18 protein-coding genes and 1 tRNA gene are annotated in these 16,699 nt (G+C 34.9%); 13 read left to right on the forward strand and 6 right to left on the reverse strand.

What is annotated here, in order from left to right; all coding sequences use genetic code 11:
* Window positions 1–40: 40 nt before the first annotated feature.
* A complete protein-coding gene (locus WH188_RS01655) occupies window positions 41–556 on the forward strand; it encodes an immunity 22 family protein (protein ID WP_339423162.1) in 516 nt (171 codons plus the stop codon).
* 227 nt (window positions 557–783) lie between these two features.
* Here the strand turns inward: WH188_RS01655 and WH188_RS01660 are convergent, their stop codons facing one another.
* Entirely contained in the window at window positions 784–1,314 is a 531-nt protein-coding gene (locus WH188_RS01660) for an NAD(P)H-dependent oxidoreductase (RefSeq protein WP_183915365.1), read from the reverse strand.
* Between the two features lie 99 nt (window positions 1,315–1,413).
* On the opposite strand from WH188_RS01660, the gene WH188_RS01665 reads away from it, so the two are divergent.
* A complete protein-coding gene (locus WH188_RS01665; protein ID WP_183915363.1) occupies window positions 1,414–1,773 on the forward strand; it encodes a winged helix-turn-helix transcriptional regulator in 360 nt (119 codons plus the stop codon).
* 210 nt (window positions 1,774–1,983) lie between these two features.
* On the opposite strand, the gene WH188_RS01670 is transcribed toward WH188_RS01665, so the two are convergent.
* Together WH188_RS01670 and prmC are read right to left on the reverse strand one after the other, a co-directional pair.
* Window positions 1,984–2,059 (reverse strand) — tRNA-Lys (locus WH188_RS01670).
* 139 nt (window positions 2,060–2,198) lie between these two features.
* The gene (gene prmC, locus WH188_RS01675; RefSeq protein ID WP_339423163.1) at window positions 2,199–3,053 is read right to left on the reverse strand and encodes a peptide chain release factor N(5)-glutamine methyltransferase; all 855 of its coding nucleotides are present in this window, start codon (window positions 3,051–3,053) and stop codon (window positions 2,199–2,201) included.
* A gap of 203 nt (window positions 3,054–3,256) precedes the next feature.
* On the opposite strand from prmC, the gene ribD reads away from it, so the two are divergent.
* Both ribD and WH188_RS01685 read left to right on the forward strand, forming a co-directional pair.
* The gene (ribD, locus tag WH188_RS01680; RefSeq protein ID WP_339423164.1) at window positions 3,257–4,303 is read left to right on the forward strand and encodes a bifunctional diaminohydroxyphosphoribosylaminopyrimidine deaminase/5-amino-6-(5-phosphoribosylamino)uracil reductase RibD; all 1,047 of its coding nucleotides are present in this window, start codon (window positions 3,257–3,259) and stop codon (window positions 4,301–4,303) included.
* A gap of 29 nt (window positions 4,304–4,332) precedes the next feature.
* A complete protein-coding gene (locus WH188_RS01685) occupies window positions 4,333–5,613 on the forward strand; it encodes a DUF2851 family protein (protein WP_208699332.1) in 1,281 nt (426 codons plus the stop codon).
* Window position 5,614: 1 nt separating this feature from the next.
* Here WH188_RS01685 and WH188_RS01690 read toward each other — a convergent pair whose 3' ends face one another.
* Window positions 5,615–6,268, reverse strand: coding sequence for an ankyrin repeat domain-containing protein (locus tag WH188_RS01690; protein ID WP_021188140.1), 654 nt, complete (start codon window positions 6,266–6,268; stop codon window positions 5,615–5,617).
* A gap of 358 nt (window positions 6,269–6,626) precedes the next feature.
* Here WH188_RS01690 and WH188_RS01695 point away from each other — a divergent pair, with 358 nt between their 5' ends.
* The 8 genes from WH188_RS01695 (at window position 6,627) to WH188_RS01730 (ending at window position 13,418) form a co-directional block, all read left to right on the forward strand.
* Window positions 6,627–7,190 carry a UbiX family flavin prenyltransferase gene (locus tag WH188_RS01695; RefSeq protein ID WP_132771829.1) on the forward strand — a complete coding sequence of 188 codons (564 nt, stop codon included), beginning with the start codon at window positions 6,627–6,629 and terminating at the stop codon, window positions 7,188–7,190.
* A gap of 234 nt (window positions 7,191–7,424) precedes the next feature.
* Window positions 7,425–8,693, forward strand: a complete 1,269-nt coding sequence (locus WH188_RS01700; protein ID WP_339423165.1) for a dihydroorotase — start codon at window positions 7,425–7,427, stop codon at window positions 8,691–8,693.
* Between the two features lie 2 nt (window positions 8,694–8,695).
* Window positions 8,696–9,370 (forward strand): hypothetical protein, encoded by a 675-nt coding sequence (locus WH188_RS01705; protein WP_339423166.1) that lies wholly within the window; start codon window positions 8,696–8,698, stop codon window positions 9,368–9,370.
* A complete protein-coding gene (locus tag WH188_RS01710; RefSeq protein WP_339423167.1) occupies window positions 9,370–9,966 on the forward strand; it encodes a DUF4199 domain-containing protein in 597 nt (198 codons plus the stop codon). Before WH188_RS01705 ends, WH188_RS01710 begins: the two co-directional genes overlap by 1 nt.
* 102 nt (window positions 9,967–10,068) lie before the next feature.
* Window positions 10,069–11,019, forward strand: a complete 951-nt coding sequence (locus WH188_RS01715; protein ID WP_168128203.1) for a glycosyltransferase family 2 protein — start codon at window positions 10,069–10,071, stop codon at window positions 11,017–11,019.
* 9 nt (window positions 11,020–11,028) lie between these two features.
* On the forward strand, window positions 11,029–12,156 hold the full coding sequence (locus WH188_RS01720; RefSeq protein ID WP_168128188.1) for a glycosyltransferase: 1,128 nt from the start codon (window positions 11,029–11,031) through the stop codon (window positions 12,154–12,156).
* Window positions 12,157–12,384: 228 nt separating this feature from the next.
* Window positions 12,385–12,657, forward strand: a complete 273-nt coding sequence (locus tag WH188_RS01725) for a hypothetical protein (protein ID WP_021188135.1) — start codon at window positions 12,385–12,387, stop codon at window positions 12,655–12,657.
* Window positions 12,654–13,418 (forward strand): MBL fold metallo-hydrolase, encoded by a 765-nt coding sequence (locus WH188_RS01730; RefSeq protein WP_168128189.1) that lies wholly within the window; start codon window positions 12,654–12,656, stop codon window positions 13,416–13,418. Before WH188_RS01725 ends, WH188_RS01730 begins: the two co-directional genes overlap by 4 nt.
* Window positions 13,419–13,428: 10 nt before the next feature.
* Here WH188_RS01730 and WH188_RS01735 read toward each other — a convergent pair whose 3' ends face one another.
* Window positions 13,429–14,118, reverse strand: a complete 690-nt coding sequence (locus WH188_RS01735; RefSeq protein ID WP_168128190.1) for a 2-C-methyl-D-erythritol 4-phosphate cytidylyltransferase — start codon at window positions 14,116–14,118, stop codon at window positions 13,429–13,431.
* Between the two features lie 85 nt (window positions 14,119–14,203).
* Window positions 14,204–15,253 carry a tRNA preQ1(34) S-adenosylmethionine ribosyltransferase-isomerase QueA gene (queA, locus tag WH188_RS01740; protein WP_045752934.1) on the reverse strand — a complete coding sequence of 350 codons (1,050 nt, stop codon included), beginning with the start codon at window positions 15,251–15,253 and terminating at the stop codon, window positions 14,204–14,206.
* Between the two features lie 193 nt (window positions 15,254–15,446).
* Between queA and WH188_RS01745 the strand changes: the two genes are divergently transcribed.
* Window positions 15,447–16,691 (forward strand): ABC transporter permease, encoded by a 1,245-nt coding sequence (locus WH188_RS01745; RefSeq protein ID WP_132771824.1) that lies wholly within the window; start codon window positions 15,447–15,449, stop codon window positions 16,689–16,691.
* Window positions 16,692–16,699: the final 8 nt, after the last annotated feature.

Consider the following 16,699-nt stretch of genomic DNA (forward strand, 5'->3'; position numbering starts at 1 on the left):
ATAAAAAAACTTACCTGCGTTAAAAAGGATATCTTGATCCATGTTAGAGAGGGTAAATGAACAAATAAAGGTTCAGGAATTTAGGCTATCTTTACAGTCTACTAAAAGTATAAGAAATAAAATGGCAGAGCAACGTATCCATATTTGGGCAGGGACATCAAATAAAACGGAAGAACAATTTTATAAATATTTTGACCAAAGTAAATTTATTAAGGATTATAATCGATTTAAAACTGATGAAACCTACGCGAGAAATGCACCTGACTTTAATCTTCGTTCACAGTTTAGCAAAGCAATTGACAAACAGTATGATTATGATGTAGATTGGATCACTGTTTACTTTAGTCGCAAAAAAATGAGTATTCAAGCTGCTATAGAAGAACTGCCTATATGGAATGATCAAACAGAAGTAGCAATCTATCAGGCATGTGTTGATAAAGGAATTTCAACTGTGAATGCCATATTATGCTATGCCGACGCAGAGTTGATTATAGACAAACCGCTCGGAAATTACAACGACATGATCTATATTGGAAGCTTTAATATCCCTGCCTAGCATATACTAAACCAGATCAGTGTGTAATTGAGTTCGTGTTTCCTTCTAATTCTCATATCGATTAAACAGAAGAAACTAATTTTAAGATTAGCTTCTTCTGTTGAATCGGCCGGGAATGAACTTAAATTCTTTTTGAAAAGATCTAGTGGGTTAAACCAATTGAAAGACAGTGCCTATATATGCATGCAACCATTTTTGCTATGTCACTAAACAGCACAATCATTTTTTTATAGGTTATTCAGGAAATTTATATATTGGGTAACACTCTTTTCAATCCACTCCTCTGAACTATTTTGTTCAAGTCCATAATAAGCAAAGAATGGCTGATAATCGGCTTTTATATATTCAAAAGTCAATTCAAAAGGCCGGGTCAGTTCCTTTAAAGTATATTTATACTTTCCCTTAGTAGTGTACTCTTCCTCATTTATACCGATAGATAATGCCAGAGCGATCTTCTTCCCTGATACTTTGTAACCACTCTTACTTCCATATGCCCACCCATAAATAAGAACTTCATCCAGCCACTTCTTAAATAAAGGAGGACAATTGAACCAATAAAACGGAAATTGAAATACAATTTTATCATACTGCTCTATCAGTTTCTGTTCTGCAGGCACATCGATCTTCTCAGTAGGATAAACTTCGTGTAATTGATGGATGTGATATTGATCAGGATACTTTTTCAATTCTTCCATCCATCTTTTATTGATTATGGAATTTTCTGCATCGGGATGAATAACAATTACTAATGTTTTCATATGTCTTCTAATTTTAAAATTCTCATACAAAAGTAATGGATGAAGCATTAATTTTGTATGTTAGATGCTCATTGTATGGTACTATAAAAAATGTAAGTAATGACAAAAATAAAAGCAACTTCAACGAACTTTGCAAATAAGCAGGCTTTAGCAAATGAATGTTTGGAGGTTTATGCTTCTAACATAATTGGCGGTCAGTGGTCACTGGCGATCTGCTGCTATCTAATTAACGGAAAACTCCGATTTGGAGAATTGAAAAAATGTTTACCAAACATTACCGAGCGTATGCTTACCTTACAACTACGTAAGTTGGAGGAAAATAAAATTGTGAAACGAACGGTATACGCTGAAGTCCCTCCGCGCGTTGAATATGAATTAACTCCAATCGGAAATGAATTGAAACTTATTATTGATGAACTTGGAAAGTGGGGTGAAAAACATAAAACTGGAGCAATATAGTGCGGAATATTTTAGGCACAGTACAACATGGAGTTTTATCTAGGGAAAAGCTGTTGGTCATTTGTTGTACATTCTCGATGGTAGAAATGCAATTGGTGCAGTTTTACAATTACCGTATAATATCTTTAGCTTCCAGTGGATGGCAACGATCCGAATGGTTCTATTGAAATCCAGTAATAGCAAAAAAGCTTCACATTTCTGTGAAGCTTTTGGTGATCCCGCTGGGATTCGAACCCAGGACCCATACATTAAAAGTGTATTGCTCTACCAGCTGAGCTACGGAATCCTTCCTTTTTTGAAATAAATTTCGTTTTTGAAAGTGATGCAAAGGTAGAAAAAAAGGTGATATGTGCCAACTTTTAAGTTGAATATTCTTAAATTATTTTATTACTATTTGGTAATGAAATGATTAAATTTTTATCACCTTATTTTTTAGCATGTATCATTCTTGGATTTTGTTGCATATCATGATGTAATATCACTGTTTTAAACCCCTTTTTTCGTAACATATCGACTGTTTCATCCCCATAATACTGATTAATTTCAAAATATAAGTCACCTTCAGCTGTTAAATGCTTCAGGGCAAAAGAAGCTATCGTCTCATAAAATAATAAAGGAGCAGTTTCTTCCACAAAAAGAGCTAAATGCGGCTCGAATTCTAATACATTTGGATGCATTTCCTCTTTTTCTTTTGGTGTAATATAAGGAGGATTACTGACGATAATATCATATTGCTGGGATTGAAAGATATATTCCCATTCTAGGATGTCTGCATTCACAAAATTTATTGGTGCATCTAAACGGAGTGCGTTACGTTTGGCTGTGGCAATAGCTTCTTTAGAAATATCCAATGCAGAAATATGGGCTTCCGGCAAATGCTTTTTAAGTGAAATCGGTATGCAGCCGGATCCGGTTCCAATATCGATAATACGTAACGGTAGCTGATCCCGATGATTGCGGATGATCAGATCAACTAATTCCTCTGTCTCTGACCGCGGAATTAGAACAAAAGGATTGACTTCAAAAACTTCTCCAAAAAAATCAGCTTTTTTTAAGATGTGTTGTATAGGTTTCTGTTTCAGCAGATCTTTTAAAATATTTGAAATCCGACTGCTTTGTTCTTCTGATAATGGCAGTTCTTTGTTCAGACTGTACTGCATCTTGGAAAGTCCTAAAACATCTTCAATAACTATATAGAAGATGTTTTTGATTTCTTCTGCGTCATAAAATTTAGCTAGATCTTTTTGGAATAAGCTGTCGTAGGTTTGTAATTTTTCCATTGGTCAAACTTAGATAAATTTGTTTTATTTACAATTATTATTGCCTCAGATATTAAACAATTTATTTGTTGAAGTCATTTTTATTGGAACTCATGTTGTTAAAAAATAATCAATCCTCATGTTATATTTAGAATTACTGAAGAATCAAAATTTACAATATTTCTAGTATTTTCTGTTACAGTATTGTTTTGATACTTTTGTATATGAATATGCAAGAAAGCTACATGCGGAGATGCCTGGAACTGGCCGTTCTGGGAGCAGGTACTACAAGCCCTAACCCAATGGTGGGTGCTGTTATTGTCTGTGATGACCAAATTATAGGAGAGGGTTTTACATCACCTTACGGTGGAGCTCATGCCGAAGTAAATGCTATTCAGCAGGTATTGGACCATTATGGGGATGAGGCCGCAGCTAAATTAAGACAGTCAATTTTTTATGTTAGTCTTGAACCTTGTGCACATTATGGTAAGACACCACCTTGTGCAAATCTTATTGCAAGATACAAGCCTAAAAAAGTATATATAGCATGTTTAGATCCATTCGCCAAAGTGAACGGTAAGGGTGCAGAGATTTTAAAAAATGCAGGAATAGCTATTGAGATCGGACTATTAGAACAGGAGGCTTTGTGGTTAAATCGCAGATTTTTGACACGTGTTCAAAAAAATCGCCCTTATGTTATTCTCAAATGGGCAGAAAGTGCAGACGGGTATCTTGGAAAAGAAGGGGAGCAAGTGTGGATTAGTAATGTGGCGAGTAAGCAGTTGGTTCATAAATGGCGAGCTGAGGAAGATGCAATTTTAGTGGGTGCTAAGACTGCATTGGTTGATAATCCTAGCTTGACCGTACGCGAGTGGAATGGAAAAAATCCGAAACGTATATTGATAGATAAATTACTTTCCGTTCCCGCTGAAGCTGCGATTTTTAACGATGAAGCTGAAACCATTATTTTTAATGCTTTGAAGACGGAATGGTCTGGTCATAATAAGTATATCGAATTGGAAAATTATGATTGGTATCTTCCTCAAAATATTTTGTATCAATTGTATTTAATGGATGTGCAATCTATTATTATTGAGGGTGGAGCAAAGACATTGTCCCTATTTATTGAAGCTAATCTGTGGGATGAGGCTAGGGTTTTTAAAAGTAAACGTACTTTGGATGGCGGGATAAAAGCCCCGCAGGTAAAAGGTGAATTGAAAGAAATTATGAAAATTTCGGATGATCAATTGGAAATTATCGTAAATATATAAACTTTAAATTATTTGATTATCTTTAGGTTATGGCTATTCCTGAAGATCTTTTGCAATTCATATGGAGGTTGCGTCTGTATCACACAGATCAATTAAAAACCGTAAATGGCGAATCCATCCAAGTTTTACATGTAGGTGAACATAATGACAATGCAGGACCAGATTTCTTGTTTTCAAAAATCCGTATCGGAAGTGAGTTGTGGACAGGTAATGTGGAGATTCATGTCAGATCATCTGATTGGTTTCTACATGGACATCAAAAAGATGCAAAATATGCAAATGTAATTTTACATGTTGTGTGGGATCATGATCAAGAAGTGATTCATGAAGATGGCTCCCTTGTGCCAACACTCAGACTGTCGGATTATGTTTCTGAAGAATTACTGAAGCAATATCAGCGTTTAATGGATGGGCAACGTTGGATTCCATGTGAAAGTCAGATACTTCATTTAGATAGTTTTAAAGTGGAGAGCTGGGTAGAGCGTATGGCAGTAGAAAGAATGGAAGATAAGTCAAGATTGATACTTGAATTACTACAAAAATTTGATGGAGATTGGGAGAAAATATTTTTTATATGGCTGTTTCGAAGTTTCGGATTTAAAGTAAATGCAGACGCTTTTCAGGCTTTAGGCGAGCAATTGTCAAATTTATTATTGCTGAAATATAGGACAGATATCAGTAAATTGGAAGCTATGATTTTTGGTCAGGCGGGTTTTTTAAATTCTACTTTTGACGAAGCATATCCTCTACAATTACAAAAGGAATATCTTTATCTTAAAAAAGCCTATTCCTTAAAAGAAACTCATTTTCCACTGCTTTTTTCACGGATGCGACCTCACAATTTTCCCACTATTCGAATAGCTCAATTAGCCAGTTTGTTACAAAATGAAAGTGTTCGTCTACAAGGAATCTTAGCGATTGAAAATTTAAGTGAATTTAGATCGCTACTTAATAATATAAGGGTTACTCATTACTGGAAGACTCATTTTAGTTTTGCGAAGCAATCCTTAGCGACTAGTGATCATAGTTTAAGTGAAATGAGTCAAAATAGCTTGATTATTAATGCATTTATTGCATTAACATTTTCTTATGGGGCTTACTTTAAGCTGGAAGATTTGAAAGAAAAGGCAATGCGATGGCTAGAAGAATTACCAACTGAAAGAAATAATATTATTCAAAAATTTGAAGATATAGGGGTTAATGCTTGGCATGCGGCACATTCACAAGGTTTGTTGCATATAAAAAGGAAGTATTGCGATTCAAAACAATGCTTACGTTGTGGGATTGGCTTAGAATTGCTCCGGCGTTAGTTTACATATCCTTAAGTATTGTTGCAATATCACTGTAGCCTTTTGAGGCAGCGAGATCTGATGCTGTTTTGTTATTGGAGTTCTTTAATTCAATAATAGCTCCATGTTCAAGGAGTAAAACGATAATTTCAATATTTCCTTGTTGTGCTGCTAAATGCAATGGGGTAAGACCTGTTTGCTGTCTGTTGTTAACATTTGCTCCAGCTTCAATAAGTAGCTTTGTAATTGCCGTGTTTTTATTTAGAAGAGCAATGTGAAGCGGGTAGAGATGTTCCTCATTTTGGGTAGGGATATCAGGATTGGCTTTATGTGCAAGTAATAGACGAACAACATCTTCTTTATTAAAATGGGTCGCTAAAGCGAGGGCAGAATAACCATGTGTGGAGACCTCATTAACAACTGAAGGTAACTGTTTAATCATCGCTTCTATATAATTATCCAAGCCGGCAGCCACTGCTTCATGAATATTTAAGCCTTGATTGTGCTGAAGAAGAACGCGGATGATTTGAGGTTTATGAAAATAGCAAGCTAGTAATAAAGGCGAAATGCCGTGACTTGTTTCTTCTAAGATTAAGGCTGGGTTACTTGTTAAAAGCAAATCTAAATCTCTACTATTTCCAGATTCGATGTATTGTTCTAATATACTTAAACTCATTTTCTAGTATTATACGATCTTAACGGTAACTAAAATAGAAAAAAAAAGTGATGAAAATCTGGATTTATAAAAGAAATGTACAGATTATTTTTTATTAATAATCATTGGTTGTGCATGTAGATAACCTTGTTAAGTTTTAATTTATCAGGCTTTTAGGTAATAAATAAGGTGTTTTTAACTATTTTTAGGAATATAGTTGTAACAATTATTCTTTTTTTTAAAAAATCCTTTAAAATATTCACACTTATGGTATATTTGTATACGCCCCTCCCAAGGGTTTGTTTTTCATAGGTAGATGTAGGGTCGAATATTCCTTATTCGACCCTTTTTTATAGCTTTGTTTTATTAAAAGGAAATTATGTCTAGAAAAATTGTAGTAGCAATAACAGGAGCAAGTGGTTCCATCTATGCTAAGGTTCTGCTAAATCGACTGATGGAATTAAAAGATCAGATCAGTGAAGTGGGAGTAGTAATGTCAGACAATGCCAAAGTTGTGTGGCAGGAGGAGTTGCAAAATAAAGATTATGAACAATTCCCTTTCCAGTTTTACAGTAAAAATGATTTTTTTGCGCCATTTGCTTCGGGATCTGCACGATTTGACACGATGATTATCTGTCCTTGTTCAATGGGGACTTTAGCACGTATCGCGCATGGTATCTCTTCTGATTTAACAACAAGGGCAGCTGATGTCATATTGAAAGAACGTAGAAAATTAATTTTAGTAACTAGAGAAACGCCTTTAAGTCATATTCATATTCAAAATATGAAAGTTGTGACTGATGCAGGTGGTATTATTTGCCCGGCATCACCGTCGTTTTATAGTTTACCGAAAACTTTTGATGAATTGGCAGGTACAGTCGTGGATCGGGTGTTGAGTCTGGCTGGTTTTAATTTTAATCATTATCAGTGGGGAACAGAATAGCGATAGCTACGTGAATATTTTCTAAAATTCAATGGAGAATCGATAGTATTTTGTAACTTTGTTTTTTGAAATGAAGCAGTCTAAAGCTACACGTATTAAAAATAATCCTTCCTCTAATTTTCAAAGAGAAAACTCGCTATTTTTATTGAATTCTACTAAGGAAAGAGTATTAGTGTGCTTTAAAATTGCGCGTACTTACTATTCAAATCTAATAAATTTCAACTTCTTAAGCATATGAAAAGCGTATTAATTACTTCTGTCAAAGTGGTTTTGCCGGGAAATGAATTTGATCAACAGGTGGTTGATGTATTCATTGAAAAAGGAAAGATTTCCAAAATTGCAAATTCCATTGAAGTCGCTGATAAAAATATAGAAATATTCGATGGTTCAGGAAATATCCTTTCTATAGGTTTCTTTGACCTAAATGCTAATTTTGGTGAGCCAGGTTTGGAAACCAAAGAAGATATTGCTTCTGGATCTGCTGCTGCCGCCGCTGGAGGGTACACTGCTGTTGCTGTGATGCCCAATACGCAACCGGCAATCCAAAGCAGGGCTGAAGTCGCTTTAATTGTCAATATTGCAAAAGGTAATTTGGTAGATATTTTACCGATCGGAGCAGTGAGTAAAAATCGCGAAGGTCATGAAATGGCTGAGTTGTATGATATGAAACAGACTGGTGCCATTGCTTTTAGTGATGGTAATAAAAGTATGCAGCATGCTGGTTTAATGAGCCGTGCATTATTATATGTGCGCGGATTTGGAGGCTTAATCATTGCTCATCCAGAAGATGCTTCAATGGCGGGAGGTAATAAAATGAACGAAGGGGTGATGAGTACTTATTTAGGTATGAAAGGTATTCCTAATCTTGCAGAGTCTTTGATGGTTTCTCGTGACCTTTATCTAGCTGAATATGCCGAGTCACCTATTCACTTTACTACGATAAGTACAGCCGAAGCGGTAGATTTGATAAAAAAGGCAAAAGCAAAAGGAATTCAGGTTACCTGTGATGTTGCCGCACATCAATTGGTTTTTACTGATGATGAAATTGTTGATTTTGATAGTAATTATAAAGTAAGTCCCCCGTTGCGTACCAAATCCGATGCAAAAGCGTTAATAAAAGGATTGAAGGATGGTGTTATTGATGCTGTTGTTTCACAACATACTCCGCATGAAATTGAATTTAAAAATGTTGAATTTCATATCGCAAAAAATGGTATAATTGGTTTACAGACTGTTTTACCTCTTTTAATCAAAGCAGGATTAAACGAACAACAGATAGTTGAAAAATTAGCTGTAAATTCACGACAGGTAGTTGGATTAACTTTACCTGAAATAAAAGAGGGTGAAGTGGCCAATTTGGTGCTATTCAGTATGAATGAAAATTGGATTTTTGATCAAGAATCAAACAGATCCAAATCTAGAAATAGTCCTTTGTTCGGAAAAGAGTTAAAAGGAAAAGTTAAATTAGTGATCAATAATGGTCAAATCATAAAAAATGCTTAATAATGGAAGCGAATATTAAAGCGGCTGTTGCTGCAGGGATCAATACCTACGGTAGAGTAGATAACATCGAAACAAAATCAGAATTTTTAACAAAAGTTGAGCATGTTTTTGATACCGGTGGAAAATATATCGATAAATTGGCTTTATTGGATGAAGCTTTTGATGACTATCCACTATTTGATGAGTTAAGAGAAGTATATGTCGATCTGTTATTGATGAACTTTTTTTCTATTGATATTCAAAAATTAGAAGAAGATTATTTGGAGTCTGAAGAATGGGAGAAAATCGAAGATGAAACAATAGATCGCGGTACAGAACTATTGAATATATTTTTATACTTACGTGAATGTAAAGATGATGAGATTGATCCTGATTTAGATGATTACTTGAAGGAGTTTTTATTGGTTAATGAAGATGAGTTTCAAGATGAGCATGAGATTTATGAAGATATCATTGCGAATCAAATTTTAGTAGAAAGTACATATGCAGAAATTGCAAAAACTGCAAAAACAATCAATCCATCAAGTGAGGTTTATGAACTATTTTATGCAATCATAAGTTTCTTCAGTGAGATTAACCCTAAAGATGCGCAGTTTGAAGAGTATGAATCTCACAGTGAAAACAAAGCTTTCGATGCCGCTCTTTATCAAATTATTACTAATTTTTACAAGGGGTAATGGAAGTTGGTGTTGACAAAAATAGTAAGATTACAAGTATCCTATATGGTGTTGGCTTAGGGGTGATTTCATTTATCTTAGGATTATGTTCCATTTATGTAGTAAAGCCATTAGAAGGATCAGCCTTATTGCAATACAGCAATCCATTTTTTAATTTTATTTTATTTTTAGGTGTGACGGTTTTAATAACCTTTGCGCTACGAAAAAAAATGGGAGGTATCTGGGACTTTAGTAAGGCGTTGAAATGTATTTACATCATGCTTGTAATTAATCATTTAGTCGCTTCAGTAAGTACCTTTACCTATTTAAAATATGTAGAACCAACTCTTCAGGAAGAAAATTTTCATGTAATGATGAATGCTAGGATTGAAAGTATGGAAAGAAGTACAGGTTTTGCCAGTGAAGAAGAAAAGCAAAAAACAATCGATGTAAGCATTGAACAAATGGAGAAAGATAATGAATCGGTTGCAAACATGACTTTGGGCGCTCGTGCAAAAGGTTTTATTATCACCTTACTTCCTTATTTTTTGTTTGCCCTAATGTTAGCTGCTTTGACAAAAAATGGTCAAAAAGCTAGCAGTAATCCTGCTGTTTAAAAGGATAAATTTAAAAAAAAATCATTACGTTAAGGTGTTGTCAGAATGACGATACCTTAACTTGTTTATAAAGCAAATATATTGACAATGATCAACGTACATATGGATATTTCAGTTGTTGTTCCCCTTCTTAATGAAGAAGAATCTTTACCAGAGCTAACCTCATGGATAGACCGTGTGATGGCTAAACACCAGTTTTCTTATGAAATTATTTTAGTTGATGACGGAAGCAGGGATAAATCATGGGCTATAATTGAAGAATTAAAAAAGAGCAATAACAATATTTCAGCAATCAAATTTAGACGTAATTACGGTAAATCTGCTGCTTTAAATGTTGGCTTTGCAGCAGCTCAAGGTGATGTGGTAATTACAATGGATGCCGATTTACAGGATAGTCCTGACGAAATTCCGGAATTGTATGATCGTATAATGAATAAAGGGGCAGATCTAGTTTCTGGATGGAAACAGAAACGCTATGATCCACTTACAAAGACATTACCTACTAAACTGTTCAATGCTGTGACAAGAGGTATGTCGGGAATTAATAATTTGCATGATTTTAATTGTGGATTGAAAGCATACCGTAAAGATGTTGTTAAAAACATTGAAGTGTATGGAGAAATGCATCGTTACATTCCTGTTATAGCGAAATGGGCAGGTTTTACCAATATTCAAGAACAGGTTGTACAACATTATCCAAGGAAATACGGTACAACCAAATTTGGTGCAGGTCGTTTTGTAAAGGGTTTTCTTGATTTATTATCCATATTTTTTGTTGGAAAATTTGCTAAACGTCCTATGCACTTCTTTGGTGTAATGGGTGTAGTGAGTTTTTTAGTAGGTCTTATTATTACTTTATACTTGATCTGTCATAAATTGATGAGTATCGCAGCTGGAACACCATTTAGAGATGTCACAGATCAGCCGATGTTTTTTTTATCACTGACAGCGATTATCATTGGTTCACAATTGTTTCTAACCGGTTTTTTGGCAGAATTGGTTTCGAGAAATAGTACAGATCGTAATAATTATCAGATCGAGAAAGTAATATAATTAATAGAAATGCGCATTGTTATCTTAGGATCTGCATATCCATTAAGAGGAGGGGGAATAGCTTCATTTAATGAACGATTGGCCGAGCATTATCAGCAAATGGGACATGAGGTGGATATTTATTCTTTTTCACTCCAGTACCCAAATTTTTTATTTCCTGGTAAATCGCAATTTTCAGATGAGTCCGCACCAAATGGATTACGAATTTTTTCAAAGGTGAACTCTGTCAATCCTTTTAACTGGATTAAAATAGGACTGGAATTAAAGAAAGCAAATTATGATCTCTTAATCGTGCGCTTCTGGATGCCTTTCTTTGGGCCCTGCCTTGGAACGATTCAAAGAATTGTACGTCAAAACAAACACACAAAAGTAGTATGTATTGCTGATAATATCATTCCACATGAACATCGGATTGGAGACCAAATATTAGCGAAATACTTCTTAAATGCTGTTGATGGTTGTGTTACGATGAGTAGAAGTGTTTTGGACGATTTAAAAGAGATCAATTCTAAGATACCTGCAACTTATACACCACATCCTTTATACGATAACTATGGTCCTAGCATTAGTCTAGAACAAGCTAGAGCAGCGCTTAAGATACCAGTGGAAGACAAAGTTGTCTTGTTTTTTGGTTTTATACGCCAGTATAAAGGATTGGATATGCTTTTGGAAGCGTTAGGAAAAGTAGAACTTAAGGAATTGAATGTAAAATTATTGCTAGCTGGAGAGTTTTATGGAGATGACGATCTTTACCAGTCACTAATTCAAAAGTACGGTTTGCAAGACCGTGTTTATCTCCATACTTCCTTTATTCCGAGTGATGAAGTTGGCAAATATTTCTGTGCGGCCGATGTTGTCGTATTACCCTATAGAACTGCCACACAAAGCGGTATTACCCAAGTAGCCTATCACTTTGATCTTCCTATGATCGTTACTCGAGTAGGCGGACTGCCAGAACTGGTGCACGATGGACTCGTTGGTACCGTTGTCGAACCTAATGTAGCAGAAATTGCAAAAGGAATAGCATCTTTTTATGATCAAAATAAAGGAAGTGTCTTTCGTGAAAATATGAAAGAGGAAAAGAAAAAATATAGCTGGGATATCTTTGGTGAAGAAATAATTCGATTGGCGAAGTAATCTTTAAAATTTAATGTATAAAGCTTTTCATATACAATTATTTAGGGACTGATTGCTAATCATTTCCAGCCAGGTTTAGCAGAAAAATCAGAATTCTATAGGCAATCAATAATGATAAAAGTGCATTGCAACCTGTACAATTCCTGCTCAATTGGAGGTAATTGTATTGCAAATCTGAGCAAATTTATCTAAGTTTGAATATAGGCACAAGCATAAATAAGGGAAAAATTGGTAGCATATACACAAGGAAGTTTAGATAAGATCGAAGAACTTTTTAAGGATCAGGGATATAGGGTGAGGTACGAGAAAGGGACTTTTAAGACAGGAGCGTGTGTGTTACAGAGTTCACTTGTAGTTGTCGTGAATAAGTTTTCTAATTTAGAGATGAAAATTCAGTCTTTGATGGCTATTTTAACGGAAATCGACATCGATCAATCACGCGTTAATGAAAAGCACCTTACTATTTATACACAAATTACTAAACTAAAATCAAAACGTTGATAGTCAAATTTTTAGGAACTGGAACTTCGCAGGGTGTACCTGTTATCGCTTGTCAATGTGCTGTTTGTTTATCAAATAGTCATTTTGATAAACGTCTTCGTTCCTCTATTTTGATTAGTTATGACGATAGAAACATTGTCGTAGATACGGGGCCAGATTTTAGATATCAAATGCTACGCGAGCATGTGATGCATATGGATGCGGTATTAATGACACATTCACATAAAGATCATATCGCAGGTCTTGATGATGTTAGAGCATTTAATTTTAAGCAACAGTCTTCCATTGATATTTATGGTACAGATGTTCTTCATGATGCGTTAAGAAGAGAATTTTATTATGCTTTTTCTGGAGTAAAATACCCTGGGATACCGCGTTTAGAATTAGTGGAAATTGAAGCATTAAAACCATTTCAATTGTTTGGAAAGGAAATTCTTCCTTTGGAAGTGATGCATTATCAAATGCCTGTCTTAGGTTTCAGAATAGACGATTTTGCATATATTACAGATGCAAAGACCGTATCCCATTTAACAAAAGAAAAACTTCAGGGATTGAAAGTTTTAGTTATAAATGCTTTACAAAAAGAAAGCCATGTTTCGCATATGACTTTGGATGAAGCTGTAGCTTTTGCTCAAGAAATAGGAGCTGAACAAACTTATCTAACACATATTGGTCATCGAATGGGGCTGCATAAAGATGTTGTGAAGGAACTTCCTGCAAATATCACTTTAGCTTACGATCAACTTGAGATCAGGTTGTAATTATACACTTCTATACTTTTGAGTAGATCTGTGCAATTTCCAGATCCTCAGGATAAGTTATCTTAATGTTTTTATAATCACCAATCACAATATGAATAGGTATACCTAATCTTTCCACAACGGAAGCATCATCTGTAAAAGTCGCCTCTTCATCCTGTTCATAAGCTGTTTCTAATAAACCTCCTTCAAAAATCTGAGGTGTCTGTACAAGCCAAATATGATTACGATCAATTGCATAGTTGGTATCTGCTGTCGTCATACGAACAGAATCAGTACACGAACGAGCAACGATTACCGCTTTAGAAACCTTCACTTGTTCATAGGCCAGATCAATTGTATTGGTGGCTATTAAAGGTCTCGCCGCGTCATGTACAGCGATAGCAATTTCCTGTAAATTTAGTTGCTTTTTTTTGATAAATGCAATTCCATTTTTGACCGTCTGAAATCTGGTTTCTCCTCCATAAGTAATATCATGAGGAATAGTGAACTTGTATTCTTGACAAAGAGATTTCCAAAAATACTCCATTGCTGGATCAATCGCTATGATGATATGGGGTTGTTTGGTACTTGTATAGAACTTCTCTATCGTATGCATCAAGACTGGTTTCCCGTTCATCAATAGATATTGTTTCGGTAAATCTGACTGCATACGACTACCTTTGCCAGCCGCAACTATTAAAACAAAGCTTTGATCGATCATGAGTTATGATGAATATAAAAGGATTGAAAACAAAAAACGTGGATAAATATACTATTTATCCACGTCTGTATTTTTTAATTGTCGATTAGATAATCAACATGGCATCGCCATAGCTGTAAAATCTGTATTTTTCTTTAACCGCTTGTTCATAAGCATTCATAACGTGTTCGTAACCACCAAAAGCAGCAATCATTACTAATAAAGTAGATTCTGGAGTATGGAAATTCGTAATCATTGAGTTTGCAATACTGAAATCGTATGGCGGATAAATAAATTTACTCGTCCAATCGTTCGCTGGTTTTAAGTGACGATCAGCAGAAACAGCTGATTCGATTGCGCGCATTGAAGTCGTTCCTACGGCACAAACTCTTCTTTTTAAGTCAATAGCTTTATTTACTGTTTTAGCAGCTTCTTCAGTGATGATAAACTGCTCAGAATCCATTTTGTGTTTTGTTAAATCTTCAACTTCAACCGTTCTGAAAGTTCCCAATCCAACATGTAAAGTTACTTCAGCAAAATCAACACCTTTTAGTTCCAAACGTTTCATCAACTCGCGAGAGAAGTGAAGACCTGCAGTTGGTGCTGCAACAGCTCCCTCATTTTTAGCATAAATTGTTTGATAACGAAATTTATCCTCAGGTGTTGCTTTACGAGTAATATATTTTGGAAGTGGAGTTTCACCCAAAATCTCAATATTACGACGAAATTCTTCATCAGTTCCATCAAATAAGAAACGGATTGTACGTCCACGTGAAGTTGTGTTGTCAACAACTTCAGCAACTAATAAATCATCATCTCCAAAGTAAAGTTTATTTCCTACACGGATTTTTCGAGCTGGATCAACCAATACATCCCATAAACGAAGTTCTTTGTTTAATTCACGTAACAAGAAAACTTCGATTGTAGCACCAGTTTTTTCTTTATTGCCATATAGACGCGCCGGAAAAACTTTTGTATTATTTAAAATCATGACATCTTTGTCATCAAAATAATCTAATACATCTTTAAAAATTTTATGCTCAATTTTACCAGTATCACGGTGTAAAACCATTAAGCGTGATTCGTCACGATTTTCAGTTGGTTCAGACGCCAAAAGAGACTCTGGTAAGTTGAATTTAAATTGAGATAACTTCATCTTTAATATTGATATTTTAAATGATTGCCTTTTATATGTATTTAAGTTCCCTATAACAGACTTATTGGAACATAAATAAGCATACAAAGGTAGTCAATTTTTTAGTTAAAAGGGAGTTTCTTTCTGGATTAAATTGATTAATGAATTGATTTTGACATAAAATCAAAACTTAATTGTAATTTAGAACCTGAATATGCTAGCAATAGGTCTCATTAAGGAAAGTGCAAAATTCGCACTATCGGCTCTAAAAGATAACCGTACGCGTACTTTATTGTCCTTATTAGGGGTAACAATAGGTATTTTAACGATTATTGGTGTCTTTTCAGCTGTTGATACATTACGAAATAATATAGAAGATTCTGTTAAGAAGATAGGATCAAATACATTATATGTTCAGAAATGGCCTTGGACTGGAGGACCCGATTTCCCTTGGTGGAAATATCTCAATAGACCAGAACCTAAATATGAGGATTATTTAATGCTGAAAGAACGTATAACGACAGCAGATAAAATTGCCTATATGATTGATATCGGTAATTCTACGATTAAATATAAAAATAATAACGCCTCAGGAGTGTCTATTTCAGCAGGTACACAGGATCAGTACAGTATTCAGAATTTGAATGTTGAAAAAGGTAGATATTTTGTCGAAAGCGAAACCCGTGCAGGGTCATTAGTGACTGTTTTAGGTGCTGTCATCGCAGAGGGACTTTTCCCAAATAGTGATCCTCTGGGAAAATATGTCAACATGCTGGGACGGAAGGTACAGGTAATTGGTGTATTAAAGAAGGAAGGGGAAGGAGTGCTGATCAATACTTCTCCTGATAATAGTGCATTTATTCCCTTTGAGCTTGCTCGAAATCTAGTTAATTACGATAATTTTTCACCCAGTATTGCTGTTCGAGTGATGTCAAAGTATTCTTTAGCAGAAGCTGAAAGTGAAATTAAAGTTTTAATGCGTTCAATTCACCGCATTTCTCCACAACGAGAGGACGATTTTTCAATTAATCAAACAACCATGATAACTTCCCAACTGGATAAAATGTTTGGCATTGTAAATCTAGCCGGTTTCTGTATTGGAATTTTCTCCATATTGGTAGGCGGATTCGGTATAGCCAATATTATGTTTGTGAGTGTCAAAGAACGTACACATATTATTGGTATTCAAAAGGCTTTAGGAGCTAAAAACTTTTTTATATTGTCTCAATTTTTGATCGAATCAATCGTGCTCTGTCTATTAGGCGGTGCTATTGGCTTATCTATCGTGTTTCTGATCACATTATTGGTTAAAATTGGTACTGGGTTAGCAATTGTCGTGAGTATAAAGATGGTACTCTTGACAGTCTTTATTTCGACGTTAATTGGTTTGATATCAGGTATTGTTCCGGCTTTGATGGCTTCTAGATTAGATCCAGTGGAAGCAATCCGTAGCAAATAAGCTATAAA

Source organism: Sphingobacterium sp. MYb388, assembly GCF_037479535.1.
GTDB classification, from domain to species: Bacteria; Bacteroidota; Bacteroidia; order Sphingobacteriales; family Sphingobacteriaceae; genus Sphingobacterium; species Sphingobacterium anhuiense.

What these genes read in the sequence shown, in the direction of transcription:
- WH188_RS01745 (WP_132771824.1), top strand. Translation starts at nt 15,447, where the DNA reads ATGCTAGCAATAGGTCTCATTAAGGAAAGTGCAAAATTCGCACTATCG.
- WH188_RS01695 (WP_132771829.1), top strand. Translation starts at nt 6,627, where the DNA reads ATGTCTAGAAAAATTGTAGTAGCAATAACAGGAGCAAGTGGTTCCATC.
- WH188_RS01665 (WP_183915363.1), top strand. Translation starts at nt 1,414, where the DNA reads ATGACAAAAATAAAAGCAACTTCAACGAACTTTGCAAATAAGCAGGCT.
- WH188_RS01660 (WP_183915365.1), bottom strand. Translation starts at nt 1,314, where the DNA reads ATGAAAACATTAGTAATTGTTATTCATCCCGATGCAGAAAATTCCATA.
- WH188_RS01690 (WP_021188140.1), bottom strand. Translation starts at nt 6,268, where the DNA reads ATGAGTTTAAGTATATTAGAACAATACATCGAATCTGGAAATAGTAGA.
- queA (WP_045752934.1), bottom strand. Translation starts at nt 15,253, where the DNA reads ATGAAGTTATCTCAATTTAAATTCAACTTACCAGAGTCTCTTTTGGCG.
- prmC (WP_339423163.1), bottom strand. Translation starts at nt 3,053, where the DNA reads ATGGAAAAATTACAAACCTACGACAGCTTATTCCAAAAAGATCTAGCT.
- WH188_RS01655 (WP_339423162.1), top strand. Translation starts at nt 41, where the DNA reads ATGTTAGAGAGGGTAAATGAACAAATAAAGGTTCAGGAATTTAGGCTA.
- ribD (WP_339423164.1), top strand. Translation starts at nt 3,257, where the DNA reads ATGAATATGCAAGAAAGCTACATGCGGAGATGCCTGGAACTGGCCGTT.
- WH188_RS01710 (WP_339423167.1), top strand. Translation starts at nt 9,370, where the DNA reads ATGGAAGTTGGTGTTGACAAAAATAGTAAGATTACAAGTATCCTATAT.
- WH188_RS01735 (WP_168128190.1), bottom strand. Translation starts at nt 14,118, where the DNA reads ATGATCGATCAAAGCTTTGTTTTAATAGTTGCGGCTGGCAAAGGTAGT.
- WH188_RS01685 (WP_208699332.1), top strand. Translation starts at nt 4,333, where the DNA reads ATGGCTATTCCTGAAGATCTTTTGCAATTCATATGGAGGTTGCGTCTG.
- WH188_RS01720 (WP_168128188.1), top strand. Translation starts at nt 11,029, where the DNA reads ATGCGCATTGTTATCTTAGGATCTGCATATCCATTAAGAGGAGGGGGA.
- WH188_RS01700 (WP_339423165.1), top strand. Translation starts at nt 7,425, where the DNA reads ATGAAAAGCGTATTAATTACTTCTGTCAAAGTGGTTTTGCCGGGAAAT.
- WH188_RS01715 (WP_168128203.1), top strand. Translation starts at nt 10,069, where the DNA reads ATGGATATTTCAGTTGTTGTTCCCCTTCTTAATGAAGAAGAATCTTTA.
- WH188_RS01705 (WP_339423166.1), top strand. Translation starts at nt 8,696, where the DNA reads ATGGAAGCGAATATTAAAGCGGCTGTTGCTGCAGGGATCAATACCTAC.